This window comes from Nocardiopsis coralli, assembly GCF_014892575.1.
Taxonomy (GTDB): domain Bacteria; phylum Actinomycetota; class Actinomycetes; order Streptosporangiales; family Streptosporangiaceae; genus Nocardiopsis; species Nocardiopsis coralli.
In genome coordinates, this window is sequence record NZ_JADBGI010000024.1 from 26,692 (window position 1) to 40,019 (window position 13,328).

Sequence of the window (13,328 nt, forward strand, 5' to 3'; positions counted from 1 at the left end):
CCCATGTTCCGGATCGACCGCAACCTCACCGCCGACGACCTCGGCAAGGCCCTGCGCAGGGACGTGGCCGAGGGGCTCACCTCCCGGCCCAAACAGCTCCCGCCCAAGTGGTTCTACGACGCCCGCGGCAGCGCCCTGTTCGAGGAGATCACCCAGCTGCCGGAGTACTACCCCACCCGCGCGGAACGCGAGATCCTCGCCCGCCGTGTCGACGAGATCGCCGCTGCCGCCGACGCCTCCGCCCTCATCGAGCTCGGTTCCGGCTCGGGCCTCAAGACCCGCCTGCTGCTCGACGCGCTCGGACGCCACGGCGGTCTCACCCGGTTCGTCCCGGTCGACGTCAGCGGGGACTTCCTCGCCGAGTCGGCCGAGGAACTGGCCGGGGCCTACCCGCGCCTGGACGTGCACGCGGTGGTGGGCGACTTCGAGGAACACCTCGGGCTCCTACCGGTCTCGGAGGAGGGCGGGCGCCAGCTCCTGGCGGTCCTCGGTTCCACCATCGGTAACCAGGTTCCCGACCGCCGCGCCGGGTTCCTGCGCGACATCCACGGGGCCCTCAGGGGCGGTGACCGGCTCCTGCTCGGCGTCGACCTGGTCAAGGACCCCGACCGGCTCGTGGCCGCCTACGACGACGCCCAGGGGGTCACCGCCGAGTTCGACCGCAACGTCCTGTCGGTCATCAACACGGAACTGGGCGCCGACTTCGACCCCGCCGCTTTCGACCACGTCGCACGCTGGAACGCCGAGCAGGAGTGGATCGAGATGCGCCTGCGCGCACGCCGCGACCAGACGGTGCACGTGGCCGACCTCGACCTGACCGTGCGCTTCGACGAGGGGGAGGAGATGCTCACCGAGATCTCCGCGAAGTTCCGGCAGGAGGGGATCTCCGCCGAGCTCGACGCCGCCGGGTTCACCCTCGAACACTGGTGGACCGACCCCGACGGCGACTTCGCGATGGCGCTGGCCCGGGTGCGCTGACCCGCGTTCCGGGGCCGACCGTTCAGCGGGTGCCCGGACGCCGCGGCGTCCAGGCACCCGCTCCTCACAGACCGGTGGCGGTGCCGAGCAAGGACCCGATCAGGTACGTGACCACCATCGCGAACGACCCGCCCACCACACAGCGCAGGGCCGCACGCAACGGCAGCGCCCCGCCCAGGCGGGCACTGACCGCCCCCAACAGCCCCGTCGCGAACAGCACCGCCACCACCGTCACCGGCAGCCGCCACGCGTCCGCGCTCAACAGCATCGCCGAGAGCGGGATCAACGCACCCAGGAAGAACGAGACCATGCTCGCCCCCGCGGCCTGCCACGGGTTGACGCGGTACTCGTTCAGCCCCAGCTCGACCTCCACGTGCGCGCGCAGGGCGTTGTGCTCGGTGAGCTCCTTGGCCACCTCGTGGGAGAGCCGGTCGCTCAACCCGCGCTCGCGGTACATGCCGGCGAGCTCCTCCAACTCACCCCCCGGGTCGGCCGCCAGCTCCTCGCGCTCGCGTGCGATCGCGGCCCGTTCGGTGTCGCGCTGGGTGCTCACCGACACGTACTCGCCCGCGGCCATCGACAGCGCCCCGGCGACCGTGCCCGCAACACCCGCCACCAGCAGGGCGTCCCGGTGCGTGGTCGCCCCGGCCACACCCACCACCAGGCCCGCGGTGGAGATGATGCCGTCGTTGGCACCGAGTACCGCCGCCCTCAGGGAATTCAGCAGGGAACCCAGACGCTTCTGGGAGCGTTCGGCGTGCGAGCCGTCCCCGGAGCGGCGCCCGGGGCCCCGCTCACCACCGTTTCCTCGTCGCATCGCCACATGGTCCCCCGCAGCGCTCCGGGCCCCGGGGACCCACGCCGCGCCCGCGCGCGACCCACCGTGAGCAGGCCGACCCCGCCTCGTGTGCGGCCCCGGCCGCCGCCTCCGCTACGGTTGGACCCGTGTTCAAGGTAGGAGTTTTCGGCGCCGATGGGCGCATGGGGTCAGAGGTCGTCGCGGCAGTACAGGCCGCCGACGACATGGAACTCGTCGCGGGTGTGGACAGCGCCGCCGACCGGGACGCGGTGGGGGCGGCGGACTACGTCGTCGACTTCACCCACCCCGACGCGGTGATGGACAACCTGGAGTGGCTCATCGAGCGCGGGATCCACGCGGTCGTCGGCACCAGCGGCTTCGACGAGGCCCGCCTGGAGCGGGTGCGCGAGCTGCAGGCCGCCAACCCGGGGGCGAAGGTGCTCATCGCACCGAACTTCGGTATCGCCGCGGTCCTGATGATGCACTTCGCGCAGAAGGCCGCGCCCTACTTCGACAGCACCGAGATCATCGAGCTGCACCACCCCAACAAGGCCGACGCTCCCAGCGGTACGGCCTACCGCACCGCGGAGATGGTCGCCGAGGCGCGCCGCGAGGCCGGGACCGCCCCGATGCCCGACGCCACGACCTCCGAGATCGACGGCGCCCGCGGCGCCGACGTGGACGGGGTGCGCGTGCACGCCCTGCGCGTGGCCGGGCTCATCGCCCACCAGGAGGTCGTCTTCGGCACCTCCGGCGAGACCCTCAAGATCCGGCACGACTCGATGAACCGCACCTCCTTCATGCCCGGCGTGCTGCTGGGCGTGCGCCGCGTCGCGGACCTGCCCGAGCCGCTCACCCTCGGCCTGGAGTCCATCCTCGGCCTCGAGTGAAATCGGCCCTGTCTCCCCTGTGCCTGAACCTCAGGGGGGTTCGGGCGCAGCGCCCCGGGCAGGGTTCTGGAGGTCCCGCCAGGGGCGACTGCGCCGGAGGCGTCCGTTGAGGGTTGGTGGCGGGCGACGGGTGGGCGCGGCCGAAGCGGAGCGAGGCCCGACAAACACTGCCCCGGTCCCGCAGCACACGGGACCGGGGTTCTTCTCATGTGCCCCGGCGGCAGGTGAGGAAGATCTGCGTCTCCGGCTCGGCGCCCTCGACGGGTTCGTAGGCCACGATCCTCTCGTCCTCGATGATCAGTCCGGCCCCCTCGACCACGGAGCGCAGCTCCTCGCGCCCGTAGCCGGTGACCCGGATCTCGGCGCCCACGAAGGGGATCGGGGTGTCGTCGACCTCGGCCTCGACCATCGACAGGCACAGCACGCCGCCGGGGGTCAGGGCCGCACGGATCCGGCCGAGGGCGGTGGGGATCTGCGCCCTGGGCAGGCACAGCAACGCGAAGAACGCGACGATCGCGTCGTACTGGCGCTCGCCCGGGTCCAGGTCCATGATGTCGGCCTGCACGAACTCGGCCTCGGGCACGTTGGCGCGGGCGAGCTCGATCATGCGCGGGGAGATCTCGAAGCCCGTGACCCGTGCCCCGGACTGCGCGAGTTGGCGGGCGGTCGGCAGCCCGGTGCCCGAACCGAGGTCGAGCACCTGGCCGCCGGGCGGGATGAGGTCGAGCAGCCGGCGGGTGCGTTCCTCCTGGCCCTCCTTGTGGGGGAACGCCTCGTCGTAGCGTTCCCCGATCGTGTCGAAGGCCGCGGCCTGGAACCGGGAACGCTCGGCCCAGGTCTCGTTCCCGGGGGTCGGGCGGGGGGTGGTGTGGTCGGTGGTCACGCTCGTGTCGTTTCCTTCCCGATCGGCGTGGAGGACCTGTCACACTAGCCCTTCGCACACCCGCGGGGGAGCCCCTGTGGACGGGCACGGGGGCTCAGCCGAACACCGGGCGCCCGTCCTCCAGGTAGACCGGTCCGCGCCCGGGGACGACCTCCGACGCGGCGGCCATGCGGCGGGCGGTGTGGGCCGGCAGCAGCGAGTGCAGGTCGGCGGGGTCGACCCACGCCCACTCGGTCAGCTCCTCGGCCTGCAGGCGGATCTGTGACGCCTCCGGAGCGGCCGCGTGGAAGAGCCACTGGAGCGCGGCCGTGCGCGGGGGACGCGCGGGCACCCAGTCCACCACCGCCGGACCCAGGATCCGGGCGTGCACACCCAGCTCCTCGTACAGCTCGCGGCGGCACGCGGCCACCGGGGACTCCCCGGACTCCATGATCCCGCCCGGCACACCCCAGTTGCGCGCACCGTAGGCCCGCCGCACCAGCATCACCCCGCCCTGCTCGGAGCAGATCACCGCGCCCGAGGCGCCACGTGTGGCCGGCAGGGAGGCGTAGAAGGCCGCGGCCTGTGCGTCGTCGGAGAAGTCGTCGAGTTCGCTCACAGGGGGTGTTCTATCCCAGGAGCAGGGCCACGGAGAAGAGCACCCCGAAGGCCAGCTGGAGCTTGCCGGTCTCACCCAGGCCCAGCACCAGATCGCGGCCGACCTGGCCGCCCAGGACCCGGCGCACCGGCGGCACGGCCAGCGGCACCGACAGCAGCACCAGCGGGGCCCACCACGAGAACGGGACGAGCGCCAGCGCGAAGACGTAGGAGGCCGCGATCATGCCCGCGTACAGGCGGCGCGTCCCGGCCTCGCCCAGGCGCACCGCCAGCGTGATCTTGCCGGTCTCCCGGTCCGTGGGGATGTCGCGCAGGTTGTTGATGACCAGCACCGAGCAGGACAGCAGCCCCACCGGCACCGACGCCACCCACACCTGCCACGGGGCCGAACCCAGCTGCACGAACGCCGTGCCCACCACGGCGACCACGCCGAAGAACACGAACACCGACACCTCGCCCAGGCCCCGGTAACCGTAGGGCGAGTTCCCGCCCGTGTAGTACCAGGCCGCGGCGATCGCGGCCGCGCCGATGAGCAGCAGCCACCACGAGGAGGTGGCCACGAGCACCAGCCCGACCACACCGGCGAACGCAAAACTCCCCAACGCCGCGGCCAGGACCTGCTTCGGCGGGGCCAGCCCGGTCGCGGTCAGCCGGGTGGGCCCGGTGCGTTCCTCGGTGTCGGTGCCCTTGATCCCGTCGCTGTAGTCGTTGGCGAAGTTCACACCGATCTGCAGGGCCAGGGAGACCAGCAGGGCCAGCAGCGCCTTCCACCACACGAACCCGTCAAGGGAGAAGGCCAGGGCCGTACCGACCGCCACGGGGACGACCGAGTTCGGCAGTGTGCGGGGGCGCAACCCCGAGACCCATGCTCCGACCGTGGCCAACGTCAGGCTCCTTGCACGTGCGACAGTGCGTCCCCCGTGCGCACGCGGGCGCGGACGGGAACGCGTGGGACAACCCTCCAACCCTAGAACGGCGGCGGAGCGGACCCGACGCCGACCAGCGGTGCAAGGGCCGGGCCCCCGATGGCGTCAGGTCGCCGGGACCGCCGCGTGCAGCCGCACCATCGGCAGCAGCGTGCCGAGGTCGATCTCGCTCCGGGCCCCGTCCGGGCGCCACCCCGCCGACTCGAAGAAGGACCGGAGCGGGTTCTCCTGCTCGGCCGCCCACACGTGCACCGTCGAGAACCCGTCCTCCGACAGGTGGTCGACACACGCGTTGACCAACCGGCTCCCGTGGCCCTCGTGCGTGCGCTCGGGGTCCACGTGCAGAGCGAAGACCTCAGCGTCCGTGGCCGGCCACAGATCGGGGTCCCCGGCCGGGCCCAGCGCCGCGAACCCGGTGACAGTGCGCACACCGCCGACCTCGTCCGTGGCGACCACGAGCCGGTGCTTGGACGTGGGCGGGGAGGCCAGCGCCGACCCCCACTGCTCGGTGAAGTTCTTCCGCGCCTCGGCAGAGCCCATCTCCGAGCTCACCTCCTCGGGCAGGAGCGGGCCGTACAGGGCTTTCCACGAGGACACCTGGAGGTCGACGATGCGTTCGACGTCACCGCTGCGGGCAGGCCGGACGAACTGGGCGGTGGACACGGATGGCCTCCTGGAGGGGTGTGGCCGGTGCGGTCTCGGGCGCCCCGGAACGTACTGGAGGGCACCGGAGTTTCCCGACCTTGCCATGGCATGCGAACATCTACTCTCGTGAGCCTCATTATCAGAGTTATCGCGAACGCACTCGCCCTCTGGGCGGCTGTTTTCCTCATCGACGGCATCCACGTCGATGCTCAGGACACGACCGGACAGATCGTCGTCTACCTCGTGGTCGGCGCGATCTTCGGTGTGGTCAACGCGGTCATCAAACCGATCGTCAAAACGGTCGGCTGCCTGTTCTACGCGCTGACCCTCGGCCTCATCGGCCTGGTCGTGAACGCGCTCCTGTTCCTGCTCACCGAGTGGATCGCGGGGCTGTTCGACATTCCGTTCCGGATCGACACCTTCTGGGACGCCTTCCTCGGCGCCATCGTCGTCGCTGTCGTCAGCTTCCTGATCAGCATCGTCCTCCCGGACAAACGGGACGACTAGGAGCGGGCCAACAGGAACCCACGGCCGCCCCCGACCGAATACCCGAACACCCCTGCCCGGGGTGTGACCCGGGTCCGTGCCACGTCTGGCACGGGCCCGGGTCGGGTAGGTTCACACTCTGTGGCCCCCAACCTCGACCCACGAGGACCGGGGCCCGCCGCGCGCTCCACGCGCCCACACACTTGAACCCGCCGAGCAGGCGGGAGCACAGAGATCTTCCCCGTGACCGGGCCGTCAGAGCCGGTCGCGGTGGCGGTACGCGGTACCGCCCTGTTCCGTGCGCGAACCCATCCGCACGGCCGACCCATCCGACAGTTCCACGCACACTGAGAGGAGGAGGGGCCTCAACGGACCCCGCCCCCGGCGGTGGTCCCCGGCCTTTCACACGCGATGGTCGAAAACCAGAACCGCCCGTTCGGCAAGATGCTGACCGCCATGGTCACCCCGATGCTCGAGGACGGCGAGATCGACTACGAGGGTGCGGCCAGACTCGCCACCTACCTCGTCGACGAGCAGCACAACGACGGGCTCATCATCAGCGGCACCACCGGTGAGTCCCCCACGACCAGCGACGACGAGAAGGACCGTCTGCTCCGCTCGGTCGTCGAGGCCGTCGGGGACCGCGCCACCGTCGTGGCCGGCGTCGGCACCAACGACACCCGCCACAGCCTCAAGCTCGCCCGCTCCGCCGAGAAGGCCGGCGCGCAGGGGCTCCTCGCGGTGACGCCGTACTACAACAAGCCCCCGCAGGAGGGGCTGGTGCGGCACTTCACCTCCATCGCCGACGCCACCGAGCTGCCGGTGATGCTCTATGACATCCCGCACCGCACCGGGACGCCGATCGCCTCCGAGACGCTCGTGCGCCTGGCGGAGCACCCGCGGATCGTGGCCAACAAGGACGCCAAGGACAACCTCGGCGCCAGCTCCTGGGTCATGGAACGCACCGACCTGGCCTTCTACTGCGGCACCGACATCCTCAACCTGCCGATGATGTCCGTGGGCGGCGCCGGGTTCGTCAGCGTCGTCGGCCACATCGTCGGTAGCGACCTGCGCGACATGATCGACGCGTTCGACGCCGGCGAGGTCGCCCAGGCACTGGCCATCCACCGCCGCCTGACGCCGGTCTACACGGGCATCTTCCGCACGCAGGGCGTCATCACGGTCAAGGCCGTGCTGAACCTGTTCGGTCTGCCCTCCGGCCCGGTGCGCACGCCGCTCGCCGACGCCTCGTCCGAGCTGCAGGCACTGCTGCGCGAGGACCTGGCCGCCGCCGGCGTCAAGGGCCCCATCGGCCTCGCGCCGCACCAGGCCGTCCCGGCCAGCGCCGTCAACGTCGAGCGTCTCGCGGAGGGTTCGGTATGAGTCACCCGCACCCCGAGCTGAGCTCGCCCCCGCCCCTGGGCAAGGGCGCCCTGCGCGTGGTCGCGCTGGGCGGCCTCGGCGAGATCGGCCGCAACATGACCGTCTTCGAGTACGACGGCCGCCTGCTGATCGTCGACTGTGGTGTGCTCTTCCCCGAGGAGGAGCAGCCCGGCGTCGACCTGATCCTCCCGGACTTCGACTACATCCGGGACCGCCTCGACGACGTCGAGGCCGTCGTGCTCACCCACGGGCACGAGGACCACATCGGCGGTGTTCCGTTCCTGCTGCGCGAGCGGCCCGACATCCCGATCGTCGGCTCCAAGCTCACCCTGGCGCTCATCACCGCCAAGCTCGGCGAGCACCGCATCAAGCCCGAGACCGTGCTGGTCGAGGAGGGTGAACGCCACGAGTTCGGCCCGTTCGGCCTGGAGTTCTTCGCGGTCAACCACTCCATCCCGGACGCCCTGGCCGTGGGCATCCGGACGCCCGGCGGCAGCGTGCTGCACACCGGCGACTTCAAGATGGACCAGCTGCCGCTCGACGGGCGCCTGACCGACCTGGCCGGGTTCGCGCGCTTCGGCGACGAGGGCGTCGACCTGCTGCTGTCGGACTCCACCAACGCCGAGCAGCCCGGCTTCATCGTCAACGAGCGCAACCTCAACGAGGACATCGAGAAGGTCTTCCGCACCGCGAACAAGCGGATCGTGGTGGCCTGCTTCGCCTCGCACGTCCACCGCGTCCAGCAGGTGATCGACGCCGCCTCGCAGCACGGGCGCAAGATCGCCTTCGTGGGGCGTTCGATGGTGCGCAACATGAACATCGCCCGGGACCTGGGTTACCTCAGCATCCCCGGCGACACCATCATCGACGTCAAGCAGCTCGACAAGATGCCGCCGGACGAGGCCGTGCTGATCTGCACCGGTTCGCAGGGCGAGCCCATGTCGGCGCTGAGCCGCATGGCCAACCGCGACCACCAGATCCGCATCGAGGAGGGCGACACCGTCCTGCTCGCCTCGTCGCTGATCCCCGGCAACGAGAACTCCGTCAACCGGGTCATCAACGGCCTCACCCGCTGGGGCGCCAACGTCGTGCACAAGGGCAACGCCCTGGTACACGTGTCGGGCCACGCCCCCGCCGGCGAGCTGCTGTACGTGCTCAACATGGTGCGTCCGCGCAACTTCATGCCCGTGCACGGCGAGTGGCGCCACATGCGCGCCCACGCCGAGCTGGCGCAGAAGACCGGCGTTCCCAAGGACCGCATCGTCATCGCCGACGACGGCGTGGTGGTCGACCTGCACAAGAACCGCGCCAAGATCGTCGGCGCCGTACAGGCCGGCTACGTCTACGTCGACGGTTCCTCGGTGGGCGACGTCACCGACGCCGCGCTCAAGGACCGCCGCATCCTCGGCGAGGAGGGCTTCATCTCCGTCGTCGTGGCCGTGGACTCCAACACCGGCAAGATCCTGGGTGAGCCGGAGATCCACACGCGCGGCGCGGGTATCAAGCCCGACGCGTTCGACGACGTCATCGACCGGCTCCAGGACGCGCTGGACAAGGCCGCCGCGGACGGGGTCAGCGACCCCCACCAGCTGCGGCAGCTCGTGCGGCGCAACGCGGGCCGGTGGGTCAACGACACCTACCGCCGCCGTCCGATGATCATCCCGGTGCTCGTCGAGGTCTGACCCGCACCGGACACCGCCCGAACGGCCCGCGGCCCCCGGCCCGGGCCGTTCGGCGTGCGCGGGGGTTTTCCCGTGCCGACCCCGCCCGCCATCTCCGCGCGGGCGCGCGCGACACGCCGGGCCCGCCTCCGTGCACGGGATGGACACCTTCAGTAGGCTTCGCGCCGTGCCGGACGGGTGTGTCCGGTCCCCGAACCCCGCCGTCCCCGTGGAGGTGACCCCCGATGCCCGCGCGCGCCTCCTCCGGCGGCTCTGCCCGGAAGAAGTCCGGAGGGCGTACGTCCGCCCAGAAGAAGCGGATGCCCGAGGGCCCGATCGTCTTCGCCTTCGCCATGTTCGGCCAGTTCCTGCTCGTGCTGTGGAAGGTCATCGCCCACACCGTCGGCGGTATCGCCCGAGCGGTCGGCCGCGGGGCCCGCGACCTCGACCCCGACCTGCGCCGCGACGGCGTCGGTCTGTTGCTGCTGGCCGCGGGTGTGCTCATCGCCGCGGCAGTTTGGTGGCAGAGCGACGGGCCGCTGTTGGAGTACACCCGCCTGGTGGTCATGGGCGGGTTCGGTTCGTTCTCGCCGATCCTGCCGCTGCTGTTCCTGCCGATCGCGATCAAGCTCATGCGCACCCCGAGCACCGCCAAGCCCGGTGACGGCGGCCGGCTGGCGATCGGGTTCAGCGCGATCATGCTGGGCCTGCTCGGGCTCATCCACATCGCACACGGCGTCCCCCAGCCCGCGGAAGGCGCCGGGGCGCTGCAGCGGTCCGGCGGGCTCATCGGTTTTGTCGCCTCTGGCCCGCTGAGCATGATCATCACCCCCACGCTCACCGCCGTGCTCCTGGTGCTGGTGCTGATCTTCGGGATCCTCGTGGTGACCTCGACCCCCATCCGGCGCATCCCCGAACGCCTGCAGACGCTCTTCGGCGCACTCCTGGAGCGCGACGGCGGCCCCGACGCGGGCATCGGCATCCTCGGGGCCGACCCGGAGGAGCCCAAGCAGGGCAAGCGCAAGCGCAAGGCCGAGCCCAAGAACACCAAGGGCGGCTCGACCGTCGCCGGCGACCACGAGCGCCCCTACGACAGCCCCGTGCTGTCGGAGCAGCCCGACCCCGTCGCGCCCGCCCTCACCGACGAGGAGGACGAGGCGGAGCAGCCCAAGGCCAAGAACGGCAAGGGCAAGCGCAAGAAGACCGAGACCCCCGACCCGACCCCGGCCCCCGCCACCACCGAGCAGCTCTCCATCCCCTCCCGCGTGGTCGAGGGCGACTACGAGCTCCCGGCCCCGCCCATGCTCAAGCCCGGTTCGCCCAGCAAGGAGCGCACCAAGGCCAACGACGACGTGGTGGCCGCGCTGTCGGGCGTCATGGGCCAGTTCAAGATCGACGCCGACGTCACCGGGTTCACCCGCGGGCCCACGGTCACCCGCTACGAGATCGAGCTCGGCCCGGCGGTCAAGGTCGAGAAGGTCACCGCGTTGTCGAAGAACATCTCGCTCGCGGTCAAGAGCGCCGACGTGCGCATCCAGTCGCCCATCCCCGGCAAGTCCGCGATCGGTGTGGAGATCCCCAACACCGACAAGGACATAGTGAGTCTGGGGGACGTGCTGCGCTCGTCCGTGGCCACGTCCGACGACCACCCCATGCTCGTGGGCCTGGGCAAGGACGTCGAGGGCACCAACGTCGTCGCCAACCTCGCCAAGATGCCGCACGTGCTCGTGGCCGGTGCGACCGGCGCCGGTAAGTCGACCTGCATCAACGGGCTCATCACGTCGCTGATGATGCGGTCCACGCCGGACGAGGTGCGGATGATCCTGGTCGACCCCAAGCGGGTCGAGCTGACCATGTACGAGGGCATCCCGCACCTGATCACGCCCATCATCACCAGCCCCAAGAAGGCCGCCGAGGCCCTGCAGTGGGTGGTGGGCGAGATGGACCGCCGCTACGACGACCTGGCCGCCTCCGGGTACCGCCACATCGACGACTTCAACGCCGCGGTGCGCGCCGGCGAGCTCACGGCCCCGCCGGGCAGCGAGCGCGAGTACGAGCCGTACCCGTACCTGCTGGTCATCGTGGACGAGCTCGCCGACCTCATGATGGTCGCACCCCGCGACGTCGAGGACGCGGTCGTGCGTATCACCCAGCTGGCGCGCGCCGCCGGCATCCACCTGGTGCTGGCCACCCAGCGCCCCAGCGTCGACGTGGTCACCGGCCTGATCAAGGCCAACGTGCCCTCGCGGCTGGCCTTCGCGACCTCCAGCCTCTCGGACAGCCGCGTCATCCTCGACCAGCCCGGAGCCGAGAAGCTCGTCGGCAAGGGTGACGCGCTCTTCCTGCCCATGGGCGCGGGCAAACCCATCCGGCTGCAGAACGCGTGGGTGGGGGAGAAGGAGATCCGCGCGGTCGTCGAGCACTGCAAGAAGCAGTCCGAGCCCACCTACCGCGAGGACGTGGCCGCGGCCCAGGCGCCCAAGAAGGAGATCGACGAGGAGATCGGCGACGACCTCGACCTGCTGTTGCAGGCGACGGAGCTGGTGGTGACGACCCAGTTCGGGTCCACGTCGATGCTCCAGCGCAAGCTCCGCGTGGGGTTCGCCAAGGCCGGGCGCCTGATGGACCTCATGGAGAGCCGGGACGTGGTCGGCCCCAGCGAGGGTTCCAAGGCCCGCGACGTCCTCGTGCAGCCCGACGACCTGCCGCAGGTGCTCACCGACATCCGGGGTTCCTGACCCGGGGGTGGGCGCCTCCTGCCCCGGTTCCGCACGGGGAAACGTCCGATTTGGTGCGATCTTGGGCGCTTCATGGGGCGTGGTGTCCTGCGACTCACCGCGCTGGGTAGCAGAGTGGGGTCAGGCAACCACAATGAGTCGCGGGGAGTGTGCATGGCGACGATCGGACAGTGCCTGTCCGCCGCCCGGATCGCGGCGGGTTACACGGTCGCGGATCTCAGTACCCGGACGCGCATCAGGCCCAAGGTCCTCAGCGGGATCGAGGAGGAGGACTTCGTCCCCTGCGGCGGGGACTTCTACGCCCGAGGCCACATCCGCAGCCTCTGCCGGGCCCTCGACCTGGACCCCGAACCGCTCCTGGCCGAGTTCGACCTCGAGCACGCCGGCGGATCATCCATCTTCGTGCCCCTGCCGCGCCACGCGGCCGGGTCGCCCGCCACCGTCCGGGCCGCAGCGGCCGCACGCGAACAGACACAGGAAGTGCCCGAGGACGGCGACGAGCCCATGGCAGGCCCGCCGCCGCGGCGCATCATCGACGACACCGAACCCGAGGCCGGCACCGACCGGCCCAACCACTTCGAACGGGGACAGACCCTGCGCCGGCCCGTCCGGCGCAACCGCCCCAAGAAGAACCGGCCCAACCCGAAACCGGCGCCCGAGCCCGAGAGCCCGGACCGCGCGCACCCGCCCGCCCAGGGGCGCCACCGCGCACCGGAGCAGAGGAGCAAGGGCGCCGGTGCCGCGAAGAAGGAGCCGCGCCCGCCCGTCACCGCGACCAGCCGCGGGGGAGAGGCGGTCCGCCGCCACTGGCCCTGGGCCCTGGTCGCGGTCGTCGTGCTCGTCGGCGGCGTCGTCGGGGTCCGCGCCTGGCAGGGGGAGGAGACCAACCCGCTGCGCACCGCCCTGGAACTCATCCGGGACGACGACAGCCACGTGGACTCCTCCACCGTCACCGGCACGGCCGAGGGCGACGCGCTCGTCGACCCCGCCCACGGTGACGCGGCCGACGGCGAGGAAGCCGCGGAGGAAGAGGTCGGCGAGGTCACCTACGAACTGACCGCCGACGACCGCACCTGGGTGCAGGTCACCGGGGAGGGCGACGAGGGCCTCTACACCGGGTTCCTGGCCGAGGGCGAGGAATGGGACCACACCGGCGAGGGCGGGCTCCGCATCTGGCTCGGCAACGCCGGAGCGGTCACCGTCAGTGTCGACGGCGACGACATCGGCACCCCGGGCGAGATCGGAGAGGTCAAGGAGGTCGGTGTCGACGCCGACGGTTTCGACGACTGACCCGCACACACCGGCACCGGGAACGGGGGCCCGCACCGCACACCACGGCGGT

Annotated in this window: 12 protein-coding genes; 7 read left to right on the forward strand and 5 right to left on the reverse strand. The window is 71.2% G+C overall.

Going from position 1 to position 13,328, the window contains the following annotated elements; translation table 11 throughout:
- Positions 1–3: 3 nt before the first annotated feature.
- Positions 4–978, forward strand: coding sequence for an L-histidine N(alpha)-methyltransferase (gene egtD, locus IDM40_RS22295; protein ID WP_193123999.1), 975 nt, complete (start codon positions 4–6; stop codon positions 976–978).
- A 64-nt stretch (positions 979–1,042) separates the two neighbouring features.
- Here egtD and IDM40_RS22300 read toward each other — a convergent pair whose 3' ends face one another.
- Positions 1,043–1,795, reverse strand: a complete 753-nt coding sequence (locus IDM40_RS22300) for a VIT1/CCC1 transporter family protein (protein ID WP_193124000.1) — start codon at positions 1,793–1,795, stop codon at positions 1,043–1,045.
- 128 nt (positions 1,796–1,923) lie between these two features.
- On the opposite strand from IDM40_RS22300, the gene dapB reads away from it, so the two are divergent.
- Positions 1,924–2,667, forward strand: a complete 744-nt coding sequence (gene dapB, locus IDM40_RS22305; RefSeq protein ID WP_193124001.1) for a 4-hydroxy-tetrahydrodipicolinate reductase — start codon at positions 1,924–1,926, stop codon at positions 2,665–2,667.
- Between the two features lie 205 nt (positions 2,668–2,872).
- Here the strand turns inward: dapB and IDM40_RS22310 are convergent, their stop codons facing one another.
- The 4 genes from IDM40_RS22310 to IDM40_RS22325 form a co-directional block, all read right to left on the reverse strand.
- The gene (locus tag IDM40_RS22310) at positions 2,873–3,550 is read right to left on the reverse strand and encodes a class I SAM-dependent methyltransferase (RefSeq protein WP_193124002.1); all 678 of its coding nucleotides are present in this window, start codon (positions 3,548–3,550) and stop codon (positions 2,873–2,875) included.
- A 94-nt stretch (positions 3,551–3,644) separates the two neighbouring features.
- Entirely contained in the window at positions 3,645–4,148 is a 504-nt protein-coding gene (locus tag IDM40_RS22315) for an NUDIX domain-containing protein (RefSeq protein ID WP_193124003.1), read from the reverse strand.
- Between the two features lie 10 nt (positions 4,149–4,158).
- Positions 4,159–5,031: a 1,4-dihydroxy-2-naphthoate polyprenyltransferase gene (locus tag IDM40_RS22320; RefSeq protein WP_193124004.1), complete on the reverse strand. Its 873-nt coding sequence runs from the start codon at positions 5,029–5,031 to the stop codon at positions 4,159–4,161.
- A 147-nt stretch (positions 5,032–5,178) separates the two neighbouring features.
- A complete protein-coding gene (locus tag IDM40_RS22325; RefSeq protein ID WP_193124005.1) occupies positions 5,179–5,736 on the reverse strand; it encodes a GNAT family N-acetyltransferase in 558 nt (185 codons plus the stop codon).
- A 108-nt stretch (positions 5,737–5,844) separates the two neighbouring features.
- Here IDM40_RS22325 and IDM40_RS22330 point away from each other — a divergent pair, with 108 nt between their 5' ends.
- From IDM40_RS22330 to IDM40_RS22350, 5 genes are all read left to right on the forward strand, one after another.
- On the forward strand, positions 5,845–6,225 hold the full coding sequence (locus tag IDM40_RS22330; RefSeq protein WP_328807097.1) for a phage holin family protein: 381 nt from the start codon (positions 5,845–5,847) through the stop codon (positions 6,223–6,225).
- A gap of 390 nt (positions 6,226–6,615) precedes the next feature.
- Positions 6,616–7,587, forward strand: coding sequence for a 4-hydroxy-tetrahydrodipicolinate synthase (gene dapA / locus IDM40_RS22335; RefSeq protein ID WP_193124007.1), 972 nt, complete (start codon positions 6,616–6,618; stop codon positions 7,585–7,587).
- On the forward strand, positions 7,584–9,269 hold the full coding sequence (locus tag IDM40_RS22340) for a ribonuclease J (protein ID WP_193124008.1): 1,686 nt from the start codon (positions 7,584–7,586) through the stop codon (positions 9,267–9,269). The genes dapA and IDM40_RS22340 overlap by 4 nt, the downstream gene beginning before the upstream one ends.
- 224 nt (positions 9,270–9,493) lie before the next feature.
- Positions 9,494–11,986 (forward strand): DNA translocase FtsK, encoded by a 2,493-nt coding sequence (locus IDM40_RS22345; RefSeq protein WP_193124009.1) that lies wholly within the window; start codon positions 9,494–9,496, stop codon positions 11,984–11,986.
- Between the two features lie 153 nt (positions 11,987–12,139).
- Positions 12,140–13,276, forward strand: a complete 1,137-nt coding sequence (locus IDM40_RS22350; RefSeq protein WP_193124010.1) for a helix-turn-helix domain-containing protein — start codon at positions 12,140–12,142, stop codon at positions 13,274–13,276.
- The last annotated feature ends 52 nt before the right edge of the window (positions 13,277–13,328 follow it).

Excerpts from the sequence above, each read along its gene's own strand:
- egtD (WP_193123999.1), top strand. The coding sequence starts at position 4 with ATGTTCCGGATCGACCGCAACCTCACCGCCGACGACCTCGGCAAGGCC.
- IDM40_RS22300 (WP_193124000.1), bottom strand. The coding sequence starts at position 1,795 with ATGCGACGAGGAAACGGTGGTGAGCGGGGCCCCGGGCGCCGCTCCGGG.
- dapA (WP_193124007.1), top strand. The coding sequence starts at position 6,616 with ATGGTCGAAAACCAGAACCGCCCGTTCGGCAAGATGCTGACCGCCATG.
- IDM40_RS22340 (WP_193124008.1), top strand. The coding sequence starts at position 7,584 with ATGAGTCACCCGCACCCCGAGCTGAGCTCGCCCCCGCCCCTGGGCAAG.
- IDM40_RS22345 (WP_193124009.1), top strand. The coding sequence starts at position 9,494 with ATGCCCGCGCGCGCCTCCTCCGGCGGCTCTGCCCGGAAGAAGTCCGGA.
- IDM40_RS22350 (WP_193124010.1), top strand. The coding sequence starts at position 12,140 with ATGGCGACGATCGGACAGTGCCTGTCCGCCGCCCGGATCGCGGCGGGT.